This is a genomic window from Streptomyces sp. NPDC091972, from assembly GCF_044756385.1.
Lineage (GTDB): Bacteria > Actinomycetota > Actinomycetes > Streptomycetales > Streptomycetaceae > Streptomyces.
On sequence record NZ_JBIVSV010000001.1, the window covers coordinates 1104525 to 1123596 of the forward strand.

Consider the following 19072-nt stretch of genomic DNA (forward strand, 5'->3'; position numbering starts at 1 on the left):
ACATGCGCACACAACTCCAAGCGGCCATCGGCCTGTTCACCGGCCTCCTGCTCTGCCTGGCCCCGCAGGCCGTCGCCGCGCCCGAACCGGCGTCCCAGCCCGCCGACACGGTCCGCAGCACAGCCCCCGCGGCCCCCACCGCGAAGCTCGCGGCGGCCGATCCGGCGTACAAGATCCTCGTGTTCTCCCGGACCGCCGGTTTCCGGCACTCGTCCATCGACGAGGGCATCTCGGCACTCCAAGCCCTCGGCGCGGCGAACAACTTCACCGTGGACGCCTCGGAGGACCCCCAGGTCTTCACCACCGGCAACCTCGGCCAGTACAAGACGGTCGTCTTCCTCTCCACGACCGGAGACGTCCTCGGCGACGCCCAGCAGACCGCCTTCCAGCAGTACATCAACGGCGGCGGAGGCTACGTCGGCATCCACGCGGCGGCCGACACCGAGTACGACTGGCCCTTCTACGAGGGCCTGGCCGGCGCCCTGTTCCACTCGCACCCCGCCATCCAGCCCGCCACGGTCAAGGTCGAGGACCGGGCCCACGACGCCACGGCCCACCTCGGCACCACCTGGCAGCGCACCGACGAGTGGTACAACTACCGCACCAACCCCCGCACCACCGCCCATGTTCTCGCCTCGCTCGACGAGTCGAGCTACTCGGGCGGGAACATGTCCGGTGACCATCCGATCGCGTGGTGCAAGGACTACCAGGGAGGCAGGGCCTTCTACACGGGGGGCGGCCACACCGAGGAGTCGTACAGCGACCCCGTCTTCCGGCGGCACCTCCTGGGCGGCATCCGCTGGGCCGCGGGGATGACCGAGGCGGACTGCCGCCCGGAGAACGGCTACACCTCCCTGTTCAACGGCGCATCCACCACCGGCTGGCAGCAGGCGGGCCCGGGCGGTTTCACCCTCGCCGACGGCAGCCTCAGCTCCTACGGCGGACTGGGCATGCTCTGGTACTCCGCGAAGGAGTTCACCGGCGACTACTCGCTCAAGCTCGACTGGAAGGCGGCCGGTGACGACAACTCCGGTGTCCTCATCGGCTTCCCCGCCTCCGACGATCCCTGGTCGGCCGTGAACAACGGCTACGAGATCCAGATAGACGCCACCGACGCGGCCGACCGCACCACGGGCGCCGTCTACGGATTCAAGTCCGCCGACCTAGCGGCACGCGACGCCGCGCTGAACCCGCCGGGGGAGTGGAACACGTACGAACTCAAGGTGACCGGCGAACGACTGGAGATCTTCCTCAACGGAGTCAAGATCAACGACTTCACCAACACCGACCCCGTCCGCAGCCTCCAGCAGGGCTACATCGGCATCCAGAACCACGGCGACGGCGACGACGTCGCGTTCCGCAACATCCGGATCAAGCCGTCGGGCGACACGCAGCCCGGCCCCCGCTCGGGTGCGGTGAAGGGCGTCAACGGCAAGTGCCTGGACGTCGACAACGCCAACACCGCCGACGGGACGAAGGTTCAGTTGTGGACCTGCAACGGCACGAGCGCCCAGAAGTGGACCATCGCCGCGGACGGGTCGGTCCAGGCGTTGGGCAAGTGCCTGGACGTCTCCGGTGGCGCCAGCGCGGACGGGACGAAGGTCCAGTTGTGGACGTGCAACGGCAGCGGCGCGCAGAAGTGGGCACCGCAGACGGACGGCACGGTCCGCAATCCGCAGTCGGGCAAGTGCCTCGACGCGTCCGGCGGCACCTGGAACGACGGCACACCGGTCCATCTGTGGACCTGCCACACCGGCCCCAACCAGAAGTGGACCCTGCCCTGACAGCATGGGCAGCCGCCCGAGCAGCCTGCGTGTGACATGACGGTGAGGGCCGCGGACTGTGTCCCGCGGCCCTCACCGGCGTCCGGTGACGGCCGTGCCGCGTACTCCTCCCGAGTGCTGTTCCGAAGGGCCCCCAAGGTGCCGCCACGCCGCCCGCGCTCCATCATGCGCAACAGGTCCCCGAAGGAGCAGGTGGACCAGGGCGGTTGCTGGGCACTCGGGGTGACGCCAAGCCGCGCTGGGACGCAAGTGACGGGAGTGGCCGGTGGGTCGGCGTTCCGTGCGGCGGGGCCGTGACCTCGACGGGCGGAGCGGAAGGGGAGAGCAGCGCGTGACGATCGGCGACGCCGTGTTCGCATGGCTCGGGGCGGGCGCGCTGCTCGCGGCGGTGCTGCCGCGGGTGGTCGACGGCCGGCCGCTGTCGCTTCCCCTCGTCTTCCTGGGCGGTGGCATCGGCGTGTACCTGTTGCCGCTGCCCCTGCCGGTCGTCGACCCGGTCGGCGACCGGCTGATGGCGGAGCACATCACGGAAATCTGCGTGATCATCGCCCTGATGGGTGCCGGACTGGCCATCAACCGGCCCATGGGGTGGCGCCGATGGGCCACGACATGGCGGCTGCTGGGCGTCACGATGTCGCTGACCGTCGCCTTCACCGGCCTGACGGCCTGGTGGCTGCTGGACTGGCCGCCCGCAGCGGCACTGCTGCTGGCCGCGGTCCTGGCGCCGACCGATCCGGTGCTTGCCGCGGAAGTCCGGGTGGGCGAGCCGACCGAGGACGAGCACGACGAGGACGAGGTGCGGTTCGCCCTGACCAGCGAGGCCGGCCTGAACGACGGCATGGCCTTCCCCCTCACCTACGCGGCGGTCGCTCTGGTGGCCGCAGCCGGCGGCGACTGGTCCACGGACTGGATCGGCGGGTGGGCACTGAAAGACCTCGCGCTCAAGAGCGGGATCGGGCTGCTGAGCGGCTGGCTGATCGGACGGTTGCTCGGCTGGCTGTTCTTCCAGACCCGCTCACCAGCGCTGCGGTTGTCCGAGCACCGAGAGGGATTCGTGGCCCTGGGCGCCACTTTCCTGGCCTACGGAGTGACCGAGCTGCTTCATGGCTACGGTTTCCTCGCCGTGTTCGTCACCGCCTGTTCGATCCGCGCGGAGGAACGTGCCCACGGCTTCCACAACGTCCTGCACGACTTCGTCGAACAAGTCGAGCGCCTGTTCACCGCTGTGCTGCTGTTCCTCCTCGGGGCCTTCGTCGCTCTGGGCGGTCTGGAGCCGCTGACGTGGCGAGGAATCGTCACCGGGCTGATCCTGCTGCTCGTGATCCGGCCACTGTCCGGGTGGATCGGTCTGCTCGGGAGCCGGATGCGGCACAGTGAGCGCTGGGTGACCGCTGCCTACGGCATCCGCGGCATCGGCTCCCTGTACTACCTTGCCTACGCCCTCGGGCAGCACAGCTTCCCCGTACCGGCGCGAGAGCTGTGGGCGGTCGTGACGTTCACCGTCCTCGCCTCGGTCGTTCTGCACGGAGTCACGGCCGGCCCGGTCGTGAAACGCCTGGACCGGCTACGCGGAACCACGCCTCCACGTCCGTAGGTGCTTCGGCAGGCGGGTGGGCGTCGTACGCCTGCCGAGTCCGGTGATCGCTCATGGACGTGCCGGTGCGTGAGTGAGGCTTGGCATGGGGCGGGGTGGTTACTCGTCCGTCGTGACTGACACACGACCACTCGCCCTGATCACCGGCGCTTCCAGTGGGATCGGCCGGGAACTCGCCCGGCAGTTCGCGTCCCACGGCTACGACCTCGTGGTGAACGCCGAGGACGAATCGCTGGAGTCCGCCGCCCGGAGCCTGCGGAAGTCGGGCGGCGAGGTCCGCGCGGTGCGGGCCGACCTGAGGACCAACGAGGGACGGTTCCGGCTGCTGGACGCGCTCGACGGACTCACGGTCGACGTCGCCGTCCTGAACGCCGGGGTGGGCCGAGGCGGTGCCTTCGTGGACACCGACCTCGCCGACGATCAGGAGGTCATCGACCTCAACGTCACCGCGACCGTACGGCTGGCCAAGCCGCTGCTGCGGGCCATGGTGACGCGTGGTGCAGGGCGGCTCGCCTTCACCTCGTCCGTCGCCTCGGAGATGCCCGGCCCTTTCCAGCCCGTCTACAACGCGTCCAAGTCGTTCGTGCAGTCCTTCGCCCAGGCACTGGCCGAAGAGGTGGAGGACACCGGCGTGACGGTCACCTCCTTCATGCCGGGCCCTACGGACACGGACTTCTTCGACCGGGCGGGCATGGCGGACGACACCCGCATCGGGACCATGAAGAAGGACGATCCCGCCCAGGTGGCCGAGCAGGCCTTCGAGGCGATCGTGAAGGGCCGCAGCAAGGCCCTGACCGGATCGCTGAAGACCAAGGCGCAGGGCCTGGCAGGGAAGGTGCTGCCCGACGGTCTCAAGGCGGCGGCCCACCGGCGGCTGGCCGAGCCGCAGAGGGGCAAGGACCCCGACCAGACGGAATGAGGCGGAGGCGGCCGTCACCGCGCGCCCGATCGAGGGGCGACCCGTCGGTCATCGGGTCCCGGCTGCCGTCCGAGCCCGCGCACGCAGTGACGGCCGGACTCAGCGCTGCCCCGCCGCCCGGTGTGCCGCGGGCCCGGCAGGCTCACGTGCTCGTACGGGATGGGCGTTGCGCCGGACGTTTCAAAGGGAGCCTGTGCGCTACCCGTCTGATCGACAAGCGTTCCGACGCGCAGGCGAAGCGAGGAGGAGAGCGGATGTCGAATCCACAACAGCCCGAGCTGCGGCGCAGTGACAAGGGGGCTGGAACTCCGCAGGACAGCCAGTCCCGCAAGGCGGCGCAGGCCGCAAATGAGGGCGGTCATGCCCATGGCACGGACCGTGGGGACAAGGGCGGCGGCAGGGGAGGCGGCACCCCACCTGAGCAGAAGCCGGACCACCCGGCCTGACCTGTCCCGTGAAGGAACGCCGTGAGGCGCTGGAGGAGGCCGGAATCAGCCCGGACGACGTGCGCGCCGAAAACTGAAGCCGTCGGCGAAGCCCGGCCCCGGCGGATGCCCGTGTTATACGGATCATCGCCGGGGCCCAGGTCTGTTGGTCGGTGCCACCCAGAAGAGCCTCTATCCCTTGTGGTGGGCGGTAAGGGGGTCGCCGGCCCTGTCGACGGCTTGGGCGATCCAGGCCATGGCCTCGGGCACGTCGTAGTTCCCGGCGTGCGGCTGGTTCCAGGCCAGCCGGTAGTCGAGGTTCTTGACCTGGGGGTCCGCGGCGAGGGCGCGGTCGAGGTTGACCGAGACGGTGAACGCGGTGTCACGGTCACGGGTGCCGTGGCGGACGTACCAGTTGGGCGCGGTGTCGGCGCTGGTCCCGATGAAGTCCATCGGGTTGATCAGGTGGACCTGGTCGTCCACGGTGGTGCTCTTCTTCGCGGTGTACTGCTTCCAGGTGAGACCGGTGTCGTCGAGGCCGCTGCCGTCACCGGCGACGTCGTTGTGGTTCCAGCTGTACTCGGTGTAGTTCATGTACCGCTGGGTGGGCGGACCGAAGAGGTCGGTCTCGGTGCCGCTGGTGGTGTTCCCGTTGACCCCCACGGCGTCGAAGGCGGGGGTCGTCTTGAGTGTGGCCTGGGTTGCGACGAAGGCGAGGTAGTTCGCCATGTCGAGGGAGCGCACCTTGCCGGTGGTCGGGTCGACGTCGATCCAGTTGTTGACGTACGACTTGGTGGAGCCGCCCGAGGTGATCTCGAAGGTGCCGCCCAGCGGGGGGATCGTGTGCGCGGGGTCGGCCTTCAGGTAGGTCTCGGCGGCGCGGGCGACCTCGTTCTCGATGGCGTCGAGGAGGGTGGCGGCGGTGAGCCGGGAGCCGTCGGGATTGCGCAGTCCGAGGCTCTTCTCGTACGCCGCGAACCGCTCCGCGATCGCGGTCGCGTCGACGGGTGAGGGATTGGAGCCGGTGGCGTCGCGGGTGCCGAGGACGTTGTACAGCCACTCGTAGGCGATGTCGGCGTTGCCGAGGTCGGTGATGGGGCAGTAGGCGTTGACGGCGAAGACGTCGTCGCGCAGGGTGCTGCGGCCCTGGGCGTCTACCCCGGCGGCGCCGATCGCGGCGAGGTAGGGGTTGTACTCGGCGCTGTTCCCCGAAGCACCCAGAATGGACACCAGCGCACCGCCGCCGCTGGTTCCGTTGATCACGATCCGCTCGGCACTGCCGGGCATCGTGGCGTCGTTGAGGCGCAGGTAGCGGACGGCCGCCTTGGCGTCGACCACGGCGGCGGGGGCCTTCCCGGGGGCCGAGCCGTCGGCGCCGACCAGTCCGCGGCTTCGGCTGGCGACGTCGATGAACACGTAGCCCGCCTTCAGCGCGGCGCCGACGTTGCTCGTGGTGCTGTTGTACGACGTGCCCGCGGTGATGCTCGCCCGTATGTAGCTGGCTTTCCAGCCGCTGTTGTTGACCGCGAAGTAGATCGGGGTGCGCTGGTCGCCGAAGGCGCTCTCGGGGACGAAGACGTTCATGCTCTGGTATCCGCAGGCGGTGTTCGGGATCGTGGTGCTGCCACCCCCGGGCCCGCCCGGCTGCTGGGCCGCCGCCGCCACCGGGTCGGCGACGTAGCAGATTTCCTTGTACCAGCGCACGCGCACCGGCCGGCCGTCCACGGTGACGGTTATCGTCGTGTACGCGGCCGAGTCGAAGTCGAGCGCGGCATCCTGTGGGTCGACCGAACGCCCGTGACCGGCGGTGGGTGCCGCTGCGGCGACGGAGGTCGGTACCGCGATCGCCGCGAGCACCAGCGACCCCGCGAGCGCCATCCTTCCCAGGACGCGACCGCGGGGTGCGGGGTGCTGTGCGCCCGCCGCCGGGTGAGTCATCGCGGCACGTCGGTCGGTCGCAGACAGTCTTTGCATGCGTCTCCCCTCATCGAGCACTAAGTGCTTCGCTCAGGCCCCGGGTTCGAGGCGTGACGCACGCTACAAGATTGTTAACAATAAGGCCAGCGATATTGCAGACAGTTTGTGCGGCAGTGCCGAGGGTGCCGAAGGTGTCCACGGCCGCCGCGGCCTCAAGCGGGCCGCGGCGGCCGTGGTGTCGGCGTCGTCATGCCTGGGGAACGCCCGCGACGACGGATGCGCGGGTGGCGCGCAGACGCTGGGCGAGCAGGGCGAGGGCGCACAGGGCGGCGACTGTCGCCGCGTAGGTGACGAAGGTGTCCTTCAGGCCGGCGTGCGTGGCGGCGATGCCTGCGATCACCGCCGGCATGCTGAAGGCCAGGTAGGAGATGACGAAGGCGACGGAGAGCAGTTCGCTGCGTTCGGCGGGGCGGGCTATGCGGGCCAGGGTGCCGAAGCTGGCGAGAGCGGAGCCGCCGAAGCCGACGCCCGCGATCGCGGTGCCGAGCGCGGCCGTGGTCAGGGAGTGTTCCTCCACGCCGGTCAGGGCGACGGCGGTGCCGACGAGGAGCAGGCTCGCGCTGACGGCGAGGGTCCGTCCGACGGGCCAGCCGCGCAGGGCGAGGGCGGTGAGGAAGGCCGGGCCGGTGAGGAGGGTGACCACGAGTCCGCCGACGACGTGGCTGGAGAGGCCGAAGAGGCCGACGGCGACGGACGGGCCGAGGGAGAGGTAGAGGCCGCCGAGCGCCCAGCTCGCGATGAGGATCGGGACCAGGCTCAGCAGGTCGGCCCGCAGGTGGGGGGCGATGCGCAGGCGGGGCTGGAGCGAACGCGCGGCACCGGGGCGGCGCAGCGAGGTCTCGGGCAGGGCCGACAGGAGGGCGCCGGCCACCACGAGGGCGGTGAGCAGCAGCACGTAGACGAGGCGGGTGGGGTGCGGCCCGTACTCGACGAGGAGCCCGCATCCGAGGGCGCCGAGTCCCAGTCCGAAGGTGGGCGCGGTGCCGGTGACGAGGCCCGCCCGGTGGGGGGCGTGCGTGGGGTTGAGGTCGGACAGGGCGGCGCCGAGCGTGGTCATGGCGGCCCCGGTGGCGATGCCCTGGATGAGGCGTGCGATCAGCAGCAGGCCGACGTCGCCCGCGGTGAGGAACAGGACCATCGAGGCGGCTTCGAGGGCGATCGCGCCCAGCAGGACCGGACGGCGGCCGAGGTGGTCGGAGAGGGCGCCGAGGACGAGCAGGGCCGCGATCATGCCGATTACGTAGACGGCGAAGACCGTGGTGAGGGTGGTGGGGGAGAAGTGCCACTGCTGCTGGTAGACGACGTAAAGCGGGGAGGGGGCGCTGGAGGCGGCCATGAACAGGACGAAGACGACCGCGAGGGAGGCGAAGGCGACGGGACGGCTAAGCCGCCGCCTCTCCTGCGGTGGCGCCACGCGGTCGGTGGCCGGCGGGGAGGACTGGAGCTGGGACGGGGCGGGACCGGACACGACGCGACTCCAAAAGCAGTGATCGATGCGTTTAGGACGCTACCACTAACGCAACGATCAGTGCGATAATTTCCCCATGGCTGAAACGTCGACCCAGGTACGTCCCGGCGGCCGCTCCGCGAAGGTGCGGGCGGCCGTCCACCGCGCCGTCGCGGAACTCCTCGCCGAGGAGGAAGCGGAGACCCTGACCCTGCCCGCCGTGGCCGCGCGCGCCGGTGTCCACCCCACCACCCTCTACCGGCGCTGGGGGTCCACCGCCCAGCTCCTCAACGACGTCGCCACCAGCCGCTTCTCCGACGACCTGGTCGTCCCCGACTCCGGCTCGCTCGCCGGCGATCTCCAGCGCTGGCTCGCCGACGTGGCCACCGACGTGGCCGACCCGGACACGCTCGCCCTCATGCGGGCGACCATCGGCTCCGGCCCGGCAGGCGGCTGCGCCTGCGTGGAGGACCGCCACCGCCAGCTCCGCGCCATCATCCGGCGCGAACAGGACCGCGGAGGCACGGCACTGGACGTGGAGAGCGCCGCGGACTTCCTCCTCGGCCCGCTCTATTACCGCGCCGTCTTCACCCCCGAGCCCGCCTCCGCCGACTGGGCCCGCACCCTGGTGTCCACCTATCTGGCGACGCTCCGAACGCCCTGAACCGCACACGGACCGCGAAGGCACATCCGGTCGACCAGAGCAAGTGGGATGCGGTTGCGGTGAACTTTGCTTCCAGCGCATCGACGACGTGCCGCAACTGAGCCGGGACGGCGCCGGCGCCGATGTCCGTCCCTCTTCTGTCCGTCCCTCCTCCCAGGAGCAGCCGCATGAACCGACGTCCCCGCCTGGCTCTTGTACTGGCCCTGATCGGACTGCTGGGCGGATGCGGCTCCGCCGTGGACAGAGATTCCTCCGGAACCGACGAAAAGCCGTTCTGGCAGGCCGAGTTCGACGGAGCCTCGGCCACTCGCCCGTCGGCGAGATTCTGGAACACCGAGATCGGGAACCGGGACGCCGAGGGGTGGGGCAACAACGAACTCCAGTACTACACGGACGACTCGTCCAACTCGGCCCTCGACGGTGAGGGGCACCTCTTGATCTCCGCACGGCCTGCCCCGGCCGGATCCGAACTGCCCTGTCACACACGGCGCTTCTGCCCGTGGACGTCGGCCCGCCTCACCACGGAGGGAAAGGTTTCGCTGACCCACGGAAGAGCGGAGGTCCGAGCGAAACTGCCCACCGGCACGGGATTGCTGCCCGCGGTGTGGATGCTGGGCAACAACGGAGTCGAGTGGCCAGGGCAGGGCGAGATCGACATCTGCGAAGTGGTCGGCGGAGAACCCCAAACGGTCTACGGAACCGCGCACGGACCGACCTACTACAACGACAACGGGATCGGTGGCACCGCCACGCTCCCCGCCGACGCGTCGCAGGCGTTCCACGTCTACGCCGTCGACAAGCAGCCGCACCGCATCACGTGGCTCGTCGACGGAAAGCCGTACTTCACGTTGACGCCGTCGCAGGTGCCGCGACCTCGCGACTGGGTCTTCGAGCAGGACATGCATCTGCTGCTCAACGTCGCTGTAGGAGGCGATTGGCCCGGCCCTCCCGACGCGTCGACGCCGTCGCCCGCGACGATGACGGTCGACTACGTGCGCTTCTACGGCGAGGGCCACAGCGGATGAGAGTCCGCAGCCGGCCGCGCGACTGCGGGGCCGCGGCCCGTCCGGCGCAACTCCTCACTACGCGGACGTCGTTGCCATGCGGCGTCCTTGATTCCGTCCACAGCCGCCAGCCGGGCGTGGCCATCCTTGAGGGCCGGCTTCCGTAGGAGCAGGTCGGCGGGGCGAGGGGTTCTCGAACGCGCTCCGAACAACAGCGCCATCGCCGATCGGTCGGTGGTCATCGACCGCGCTGTCCGCAGGCACAGGCACCCCGTCCTCGCCAGGATCGCCCTGTCGCCCTGTCGCCCTGTCGCCCTGTCGCCCTGTCGCCCTGGCGCCCGCCGACCGGGGGACCGGCGGGCGGGGTGGCCCTGCGCCACCTGCTCGACGTACGCCACACGACAAACGACGCACGGCAGCAGGCATGACCGCCCGTCGGCGTGAACGCCGTGCCGGCAGGCGGCCGTACAGCAGGCACTACCTCCACAGGGTGGAGGGCGCCCCCGCAGGATGACCTGCCTGCCTGATCGTGACGGGCGACCGGAATTCCTAGCGTGGTGGGCAGGCCGCAACGGCGGCTCGACCGATACGCAAGGAGCGACTGATGAGGCCCAAATTCACCTCCGGTGCGGTGATCACAACGCTGGTGGCCGCGTTGGCCGGCATCGTCCTGGCCCCGCCCGCCACGGCCGCGACAGGGGCCGGGCCGCTACGCGGTGGGACGTACGCCACGTCGCACAGCCAGGATCTGCAGGTCCAGGTGGACGCGATCATGAAGACCGGGACCGTCGGGGTCGTGGCCCGGTCGACGGGCCCGCGAGGTTCCCGGTACGCGACCGGAGGAGTCGCCGACCGGGCGTCGGGCGACCCGGCACGCCCCGGCGACCGGTTCCGCATCGCCAGCACCACCAAGACGTTCGTGGCGACGGTGATGCTGCAACTCGTCGGCGAGGGGCGCCTGTCGCTGGAGGACACCGTGGAGCGGTGGCTGCCCGGAGCGGTCTCCGGTCACGGCAACGACGGCAGCGCGATCACCGTACGGCAACTGCTCCAGCACACCAGCGGCCTGTTCGACTACACCGCGGACTTCCCCGAGTTCGCGTCCCTGGCCGGCTATCGCGCCGCCCGCTACACCACCTGGACTCCGGAACAACTGGTCGCCATCGCGATGCGGCACGCACCGAACTTCCGGCCCGGCACCGGCTGGAGCTACTCCAATACCAACTACATCCTCGCCGGAATGATCATCGAGAAGGTCACCGGGCGCAGTTGGGGACACGAGGTCACCACACGCCTCATCCGCCCGCTGGGCCTGCGCGACACTCTCGTCCCGAGCACCTACCCGCGGATACCCGGCCCCCACCTGCGGGGCTACTCGGCCTTCGGTGAGGCCGTACCGGAGGTCGACGTCACCGAGTTCAACCCTTCCGCCGGGGGCGCGGCGGGCGCCATGATCAGCACGACGGCCGACCTCTCCCGCTTCTACCAGGCGCTCCTCGCAGGTCGGCTGCTGCGTCCGGCCCAGCTCACGGCGATGAAGACAACCGTGCGGGCCCCGGAGTTGGACCCCGGCTGGCCCGGTGTGCGTTATGGTCTCGGCCTGATGGAGGTTCCCCTGTCCTGCGGCGGCGCCTACTTCGGCCACGGGGGAGATGTGCCCGGCTACACGACCCGCAACGGCATCAGCGCGGACGGCCACCGGGCGGTGGTCCTGAACGCCACCGGGGACGGCTCGTCGGACTCCTCCACCCAGCGGGCCCAGAACGACTTGATCGACACAGAACTCTGCGCGTAGCCCCAGGAATCGAGGCCGGGCACCCGCAGTGCGAAGGTGACACACCGCGGAGGAAGACGACCTCAAGGCGGCGTGCCGAAACTCTTTCGGATCTCGCGGCAACCCTGTGCGGTTCCTGTGGCCACAAGGAGGTGGATTCGATCACCGCGGTGATCGAGCCGGCTCTTTCTGATGAACGGCTGCAAGGAGAACACCCCCCATGAGAAACCCCACGAACGGCGGGCGGCACCGTCGGCGATGGACCGCGACCGGTCTGGTGCTCGGTGTGCCGGCCGTCCTGGTGCCGTATCTGCTGTTCGCGCAGGAGGACTCGCAGGCGGCAACGGTTGACGGCGACGCCTACTACCGGCTGGTGTTGGTGCGCAGTGGCAAGGTGCTGGACGTCGACGGGTACTCCACGGCCGACGGCACCCGGATCCAGCAGTGGACGGACCAGAACACCGCCAACCAGCAGTGGCGGCTCAAGCCTGCCGGGGGCGGCTACTACGAGCTGGTGAACCGGAACAGCGGCAAGGTGCTGGGCATCGCGGGCGGTTCGACGGCGAAGTCGGCAGCCGCCGAGCAGCAGACCGACCGTTCGGCCACCTCTCAGGAGTGGCGGATCGATCAGGTGGGCGCCTCGGGCGCCGTGACCCTCACCTCCCGCAGGAGCGCCCAGATTCTGAGTGTCGCGGGCGACTCGGCGGCCGAGGGCGCGGCGGTCGTCCAGGCTCCCGGCACGGGTGGTGCCGGGCAGCGGTGGAAGCTGGTGAAAGTGGCGGGAGTCGGGGCGCCCGGGTCACTGACGGCGGCTGCGGGCGCATCGTACGTATGGAAGAACGCCCAGGTGGTGGGCGGGGGTTATGTCACAGGGCTGGTGTTCAACCCTCGGGAGAAGGGGCTGCTGTACGCGCGCACCGACATGGGTGGCGCCTATCGCTGGGACACCGGAGCGCAGCAGTGGATCCCGCTGACCGACTGGATCGGCGAGAAGGACTGGAACCTGCTGGGAATCGACTCGCTGGCCACCGACCCCGTCGACCCCAAGCGGCTCTACCTCGGGGCGGGCACCTACACCAACGACTGGGCCGGCAACGGCGCGATCCTGCGCTCCGCCGACCGGGGCCGCACCTTCCAGCGCACCGATCTGCCCTTCAAGGTGGGCGGCAACGAGGACGGCCGCGGGGCCGGCGAACGGCTCGTGGTCGACCCGGCGGATCACCGCACGCTGCTGCTCGGCACCCGCAAGAACGGCCTGTGGCGCAGCAGTGACTATGGGGTGACGTGGCGTCAGGTCTCGTCCTTCCCCGTCAAGGACGGGGCGGGCAGCGGCGGCGGCATCACATTCGTGACGTACGGCCCGGCCGGAAGCAAGACGGTCTACGTCGGTGTCGGCGACAAGTCCACCTCCCTGTACCGCTCCACCGACGGCGGCAGCACCTGGCAGGCCGTCCCCGGGCAGCCCACGGGCGAACTGCCGCAGCACGGCGTGATCTCCGGTGACGGCTCGCTGTACCTGACGTACACGAACAACCTCGGGCCCAACGGCGTGACCGGGGGTTCGGTGTGGAAGTACACGCCGGCGGGCGGTGCGTGGAGGAACGTCTCCCCGTCCCGGGGCGGTTACGGGTTCTCAGGTCTGGCCGTCGACCCGCGCAAGCCGTCCACGGTGATGGTCACCACCCTCGGCCGCTGGTGGCCGGAGGACGAGATCTACCGGACCACCGACGGCGGTGCGACCTGGAAGGCACTGGCCGACAAGTCGGTGCGGAACGCCTCAGCCGCTCCCTACGTCGGCACCCACACGGGCCACTGGATGACCGCCTTGGCCATTGATCCCTTCGACTCCGGGCACGTGCTGTACGGCACGGGCAACGGCATCTTGCGCAGCAAGGACGCGGACGCCTCCGACAGCGGAGGCACCAGCCACTGGGGCATGGGCGCCCGGGGGCTGGAGGAGACCGCTCTGATGGACGCGATCGCCCCGCCCGGCGGCGCCACCGTCGTCACCGCCATGGGCGACCAGGGCGGCTTCCGCCACGACGACCTGACCAAGGTGCCCGCCGGGCGGCTGAAGAACCCGCTGATGACCAACAGCACCGACATCGACTTCGCCCAGTCCAAGCCGTCGATGATGGTCCGCGTCGGGAAGGGCGGTGCACAGGACGGTGCCTACTCCACCGACGGCGGGCGCACCTGGCACGGTTTCGGGGCCGAGCCGGTGGCCGGCGCTGACAGCGGCCGCATAGCGCTGGCCGCGGACGGCTCCGCCATGGTGTGGACCGAGGCCGGCCAGGCCCCGTATCGCTCCACCGACAAGGGGGCGAGCTGGTCGCGGGTCGCTGGTCTGGGAACGGAAGCCGTGGTGGTCGCCGACCGTTCCGCGGCGAGGGCCTTCTACTCGCTGTCCGGCGGCACGCTCTACGGCAGCACCGACGGCGGCGCGACCTTCACCGTCCGCGCCACGGGCCTGCCCAACGGCCGACTCACCGCCGTCCCCGGTGTCGCCGGGGACCTGTGGATCTCCGGCGGCGACAAGGGCCTGCTGCACTCCACTGACGGCGGCCGCACTTTCACCACCCTGAGGTCGGTGACGTCCGCCTCCGCCCTCGGCTTCGGCAAGGCCAGGCCGGGCACCGACTACCAGGCCCTGTACCTGATCGGCACGATCAGGAACGGCACCGGAGTCTTCCGCTCCACCGACAAGGGCGCCACCTGGATCCGCGTCAACGACAAGGCGCACCAGTGGGGGGCCATCGGCGAGGTCGGTGTCATCACCGGTGACCCCGACACCTTCGGCCGGGTGTATGTCGGCACCAACGGCCGCGGCCTCCAGTACGGCACCCCGTCGTCCTGACCCGCTGACCGTCCCCCGGGCAGTCGACGGTTGACGCCGAAGGCCCTGCCCCGGCCGCACGACCTCCCACAGGCGTCGCGGTCGGGGCCGAAGGGCGCAATCGCACCACGACGTCGTGCTGAACACGGAACGGCCCCGTGAGCCGGCGGCCGCCGCACTCCATGCCGCTGTCTGCCGGGGCACGGCACCTCCGCAGGCGAAGGACCTGCGCCACGGGGGAGCCGGCCTCTCGCGCCGACGGCCGCCGACGCCGTTGCCGACCTCCGGCGACGGCTGCCCTGTGTTCGCCGGGGGTCGAGCCCCGGATTCCGTACGCGCGACAGCTCGAGCCGGGCCGAACTCCCATACAGCGGCCCGCGCGGTCGAATCTGTGACCCGTCTGCACGCCACTCGCCGGCTTGGCGCGAGCGGCGCGCATGGCGCCCGCTGTGCGGCTCACCAGCAGATTTCGTCCGGGCGTGCGATGTGATCACTCGATCGTGAGTTCTTCCCTGCGTGCCGTGGGTGCGGCGCGATTCTGGGCCGGACGGCGTGTGACCGACGCTGCTCGGACGTGGACGGGAGAAAGACGGACATGACGCAGGGAGCGGGTGGCCGTGAGGGCCTGGACGAGCAGGTGGTGCTGCTGGTGGCCGGAGTGGCCGATCTGGCGGTGAGCACGCTGGGGGCGGCTCTGGGGACGGTGCGGGGACTGCTGCGCCGCTCGGACGTAGCGGATCTGGCCGCGGAGGCCGAGCAGGACCTCAGGGCGCGCGGCCGCATCGCGCTGGATCGGTGCGCCACCGTTCCTCCGGCTCACTTGGAGATCCTCGCCCGGCATGCCCTGTCCCGGCGGGCCTCCGGCGATGTCTGAGCAGTGGGAGTCGGCCGCGTTCAAGAGCCGCGTGGACGAGATGTTGCGGGATTTCGTCGCGCGGGAAGCCGACCAGCTGACGGGGATCGACCCTGCTCTGGCGCCGGTGGCCGGACAACTGGAGGCGGCGGTCGCGGAGGGCAAGCGGCTGCGGGCGGCGTTCTGTTACTGGGGCTGGCGGGCGGCAGGGCAACCGGACAGTGACGCGCTGCTGCGGGCGGCAACCTCCATGGAGCTGGTGCATGCCGCTGCAATGGTGCACGACGATCTCATCGACGACAGTCCGTTGCGGCACGGTCGGCCCACGGCGCATGTCGCGCTGCGCGCGGCGGTTCGTCGTCGCCCGCGTGCCGTCTCGGCTGCCAGGTCACTGGCGATGCTGGTCGGGGACCTGTTGATGTCGCTGGCCGGGCAGTTGTTCGCCACCAGCGGTCTGCCCGCGGCGTACCTGGCCCGGGCCCGGCCCTTGTGGTCGGCGCTGGCCCGCGAACTGGTCGCGGGCGAGTGCCTGGAGATCCTGCACACCGGAGCCGATCCGGACACCGCGAGGTCGCTGAAGGTGATCCGCTACAAGACGGCCAAGTACACGGTCGAACAGCCTCTGTTGATCGGCGGCTTGCTCGGCGGGGCCGGTGAGCGGCTGCGCGAGGGCTACTCCGCCTACGGGCTTCCGCTGGGCGAGGCATTTCAACTGCGGGACGACCTGCTCGGCCTGTTCGGAGATCCGGGACAGACCGGCAAGGCCAACGCCGACGACGTGTGCGCCCATCGACCCACAGCCCTGCTGTCGGAGACCTGGCGTATTGCCGACGAGGACGAGCGGGAGCAGATGCGGGCCCTGTTCGGCCGACGCGACCTGGACAGCGACGGCTTGGACACGGTCCGGGAGCTGATGCGCCGACTGAAGGCACCCGACCGCATCGAGGACATGATCACCGCGCGGGTCGAGACAGCCCTGGACGCTCTGCACGAGCTCGACGTCCCCGCGCACGCTGCCGCCGCCCTGACCGCACTGGCGCACACCGCGACGGTCCGCTGGTCCTGACCTACCCCACTGCGGGGTCGGCAGTCCGTGCTCCGCGGTGGGCACCGCCCCGCCCCGCAACACCCCACCTATACAAGGAGTTCCGCCATGAGCTGCACCGAGGCCTCGATGGACGCCCTGCGGCAGGTGGGTGACGACCTCGCCGATGCCGTCGTCGCCGAGCTGTTCGAGCGCGGGGAAGTGGGCAAGTTCAACACCCTGATGCGCTACGTCTCCACCGCCGGAGCCCCCCTGCCCGACGGCCTGCCCGACGTCGCACGCGAATACCTCCAGGTCACCAGCGTGCCACCGGCCTGGGTGGACTGGACCGAGATGGAGAAGGCCCGGCTGTTCTTCATCGACAACAACGTGCACATCTCCACCGCACTGTCCTTCGCCTCCATGCCCGCCTGCTACGTCGTCCCGCACGTCGCGAAACTGCTGTCCGCCACCCACGGGCTGAGCTACCCGTCCAAGCGGATGGCGGAGACCGGCCAGTTCACCGTGTACCTCATGCAGCCCGACGCCTTCGAGGCAGGCAGCCGGTTCATCCCCGCTGCGCAGAAAGTGCGTCTGTTGCACGCCTCCATCCGCCACCACCTGAAGCGGGAGAACCGCTGGGACACCGCGGTCATGGGGACGCCGATCTGTCAGGAGGACATGATCGGCGGGCAGATGTTCTTCTCTCTCCTGGTCCTGGACAGCATGCACCGGCTCGGCATCCACATGAGCGTCGAGGGAGCCGAAGCGTACTTCTACGCCTGGCGTGTGGTCGGCGCGATCCTGGGGATCGACCAGGACGCCGTCCCCAAGACCCTGGAAGAGGCCCGGCAGTTCCTCGACCTGTACATGGTCCGCCACATGGGGCCCTCCGACGAAGGCGCCCGCCTGACCCGGCAACTCATCGACCTCTACGAGGAGGTCGTGCCCGGCACCCTTTTCGACCCCCTCGTCTCCGCCCTGATCCGCTACCTGATCGGCGACACCTGCGCCGACTGGCTCCAGGTCCCCCGTACCTCATGGGACACCGTCGTCAAGACCGTGCCCCACCTGCTCGGCGTGCTGGAGACCATCGAGGACCGCTCTCCCCTCGGGGCCTGGGCACTGGACCGCCTCGGCCACCTCACCAGCATCTTCGAGTTGTCCTCCCTCACCCGCGGGCGCGTCATGCACTACGCCATCCCCGAACAGCTGAAGCAAGACTTCGGCGTCAGCAGCACGCTGGGACGCACGCACCGGTGGACACCGCCCGCTGGCCTGAAGTGACGTGCCATTGCGCGCATTTGTCGCTCGGGGCACAGCAACTGCCGCAGTTAAACAGGCCAATTAGCCGGTCCCGTTTTGCAACCTGTTCTTACAACACCCGCTCTGATGACCCATCAGAAGGTTCTTTACAGGAGCTTCACAAGTCCTGGTGCAACCTTAATGAAGTGTGATGGAGGTCATGGGTGGAGCGTGCGAATTGCCATCTTATGCGTGACTTTCCGCGCTCGACCTAGGGGTCCCTTCGTGTTTGCATGATGAAGAGGTTGGTGATCGCCGGGGTGAGGGCTTCTCGCTCTGGGCGAAAGTAAGCCACTTCACGGGGGAGTCGGAACGCGCGTGTCAGAGCGATGTCGATAAGGCGTTCCTGTGCCCCCGAAAAGGCGAGACCGGTGACGACCGGCCGGTCTTCAGTGACGAATTGGGGGATGCGATGAAGGAATACGGCAGAATGTCCGCGCGGTCGCAGCGCGGGCGGCTCGCGGTGCGCGCACTGGGTGCGGCCGCGGTCGGCGCCCTGGCGTGGATCACGGCGACCGCGGGCATTCCCGGCGGGTCCTCGCAGGAGGCGAGCCCCACCGCGCTGGTCGCGGGGGAGACCCCCGGCTACGCGGTGGAGGACTTCGGCTACCCGCTGGCGGACAAGATCCTGGCCGAGAAGAAGATCCTCCTCAAGCGCGGCGACGGGCACATCACCCTGGCCGACTGCGCGAGCGGGACCGGTCTGCTGGAGATCATGGCCCGCGACAAGGCGGACAAGATCTGCTTCAAGGTGGTGGGCAGCTCCGGCTGGCTGACCCTGGAGATCCCCGCGGTCTACGCGATCAAGGGCAACGACTACACGACCGCGGTCGACATGACCGTGGGCACCGAGGAGAAGTCGTTCGACGTCCTCAAGAACTCCTGGACGCCGGTGGGTGAGGCCGCGGACCCGGAGGGCCGAGATCACATGCTCGTCGAGATCAGGTCCACCAAGTAGACGCAGCCAACATTGTCATGCTCACCGCAGCGCAGCCCGGCGCCCCCGGGACGCGCGGCCCTCGTGACTAGGAATCCACACTCATGCACCTCTTCAGACGTCACCGTCTCTCCGCGTTCGCCGCTGCCCTGCTCGCAGCCCCGGTCGTACTGGGTGCCGTTCCCGCCGCTACCACCACGGCCTCGGCGTTGGCCGGGGTCGATGCTCCGACCGACCTGACCTTTGTTGCGAAGGTCAACGTGGGTGAGCAGTCTGCCTGTACCGGCACCCTGGTCGATCCGCAGTGGGTGCTGACGGCGGCCAGCTGCTTTGCCGCGGACGGGAAGCTGTCCGCGGGTAAGCCCGCTGTCGCCACCACGGTGACGGTGGGCCGTACCGACCTGTCGCAGACGGGCGGGAGTGTCCAGCAGGCTCTTTGGCTTGTTCCGCATGCCGACCGTGATCTGGTCCTGGTCAGGCTCGCCGCCCGGGTCACCGATCCCGCCGTCAAGCCGGTGCGGCTGGCGAC

At 69.8% G+C, this 19072-nt stretch carries 15 protein-coding genes; 13 read left to right on the top strand and 2 right to left on the bottom strand.

Annotation, left to right across the window (positions count from 1 at the left end):
* The first annotated feature begins 2 nt into the window (after positions 1–2).
* From ACIQJT_RS05210 to ACIQJT_RS05225, 4 genes are all read left to right on the top strand, one after another.
* On the top strand, positions 3–1784 hold the full coding sequence (locus tag ACIQJT_RS05210; RefSeq protein ID WP_402639998.1) for a ThuA domain-containing protein: 1782 nt from the start codon (positions 3–5) through the stop codon (positions 1782–1784).
* 331 nt (positions 1785–2115) lie between these two features.
* Positions 2116–3378: a cation:proton antiporter gene (locus ACIQJT_RS05215; protein WP_402640000.1), complete on the top strand. Its 1263-nt coding sequence runs from the start codon at positions 2116–2118 to the stop codon at positions 3376–3378.
* Positions 3379–3490: 112 nt separating this feature from the next.
* Positions 3491–4297, top strand: a complete 807-nt coding sequence (locus ACIQJT_RS05220; RefSeq protein WP_402640001.1) for an SDR family NAD(P)-dependent oxidoreductase — start codon at positions 3491–3493, stop codon at positions 4295–4297.
* Between the two features lie 254 nt (positions 4298–4551).
* Positions 4552–4743: a hypothetical protein gene (locus ACIQJT_RS05225; RefSeq protein ID WP_402640003.1), complete on the top strand. Its 192-nt coding sequence runs from the start codon at positions 4552–4554 to the stop codon at positions 4741–4743.
* Between the two features lie 171 nt (positions 4744–4914).
* On the opposite strand, the gene ACIQJT_RS05230 is transcribed toward ACIQJT_RS05225, so the two are convergent.
* Both ACIQJT_RS05230 and ACIQJT_RS05235 read right to left on the bottom strand, forming a co-directional pair.
* The gene (locus ACIQJT_RS05230) at positions 4915–6600 is read right to left on the bottom strand and encodes a subtype B tannase (RefSeq protein ID WP_402640005.1); all 1686 of its coding nucleotides are present in this window, start codon (positions 6598–6600) and stop codon (positions 4915–4917) included.
* 286 nt (positions 6601–6886) lie between these two features.
* Complete coding sequence (locus ACIQJT_RS05235) at positions 6887–8167, bottom strand: MFS transporter (protein WP_402640007.1); 1281 nt, start codon at positions 8165–8167, stop codon at positions 6887–6889.
* A gap of 76 nt (positions 8168–8243) precedes the next feature.
* On the opposite strand from ACIQJT_RS05235, the gene ACIQJT_RS05240 reads away from it, so the two are divergent.
* The 9 genes from ACIQJT_RS05240 to ACIQJT_RS05280 form a co-directional block, all read left to right on the top strand.
* Positions 8244–8810: a TetR-like C-terminal domain-containing protein gene (locus ACIQJT_RS05240; RefSeq protein WP_402640009.1), complete on the top strand. Its 567-nt coding sequence runs from the start codon at positions 8244–8246 to the stop codon at positions 8808–8810.
* 167 nt (positions 8811–8977) lie between these two features.
* The gene (locus ACIQJT_RS05245; RefSeq protein ID WP_402640011.1) at positions 8978–9835 is read left to right on the top strand and encodes a family 16 glycosylhydrolase; all 858 of its coding nucleotides are present in this window, start codon (positions 8978–8980) and stop codon (positions 9833–9835) included.
* 583 nt (positions 9836–10418) lie between these two features.
* Complete coding sequence (locus ACIQJT_RS05250; protein ID WP_402640013.1) at positions 10419–11609, top strand: serine hydrolase domain-containing protein; 1191 nt, start codon at positions 10419–10421, stop codon at positions 11607–11609.
* Between the two features lie 199 nt (positions 11610–11808).
* The gene (locus ACIQJT_RS05255) at positions 11809–14445 is read left to right on the top strand and encodes an RICIN domain-containing protein (protein WP_402640015.1); all 2637 of its coding nucleotides are present in this window, start codon (positions 11809–11811) and stop codon (positions 14443–14445) included.
* A gap of 574 nt (positions 14446–15019) precedes the next feature.
* Entirely contained in the window at positions 15020–15298 is a 279-nt protein-coding gene (locus ACIQJT_RS05260) for a polyprenyl synthetase (protein WP_402640017.1), read from the top strand.
* Complete coding sequence (locus ACIQJT_RS05265) at positions 15291–16343, top strand: polyprenyl synthetase family protein (RefSeq protein ID WP_402640019.1); 1053 nt, start codon at positions 15291–15293, stop codon at positions 16341–16343. Before ACIQJT_RS05260 ends, ACIQJT_RS05265 begins: the two co-directional genes overlap by 8 nt.
* An 87-nt stretch (positions 16344–16430) precedes the next feature.
* Entirely contained in the window at positions 16431–17588 is a 1158-nt protein-coding gene (locus ACIQJT_RS05270; protein ID WP_402640021.1) for an oxygenase MpaB family protein, read from the top strand.
* A 448-nt stretch (positions 17589–18036) separates the two neighbouring features.
* The gene (locus tag ACIQJT_RS05275; protein WP_402640023.1) at positions 18037–18564 is read left to right on the top strand and encodes a hypothetical protein; all 528 of its coding nucleotides are present in this window, start codon (positions 18037–18039) and stop codon (positions 18562–18564) included.
* Between the two features lie 188 nt (positions 18565–18752).
* A partial coding sequence (locus ACIQJT_RS05280; RefSeq protein WP_402640025.1) for a trypsin-like serine protease occupies positions 18753–19072 on the top strand: 320 nt, incomplete at its 3' end.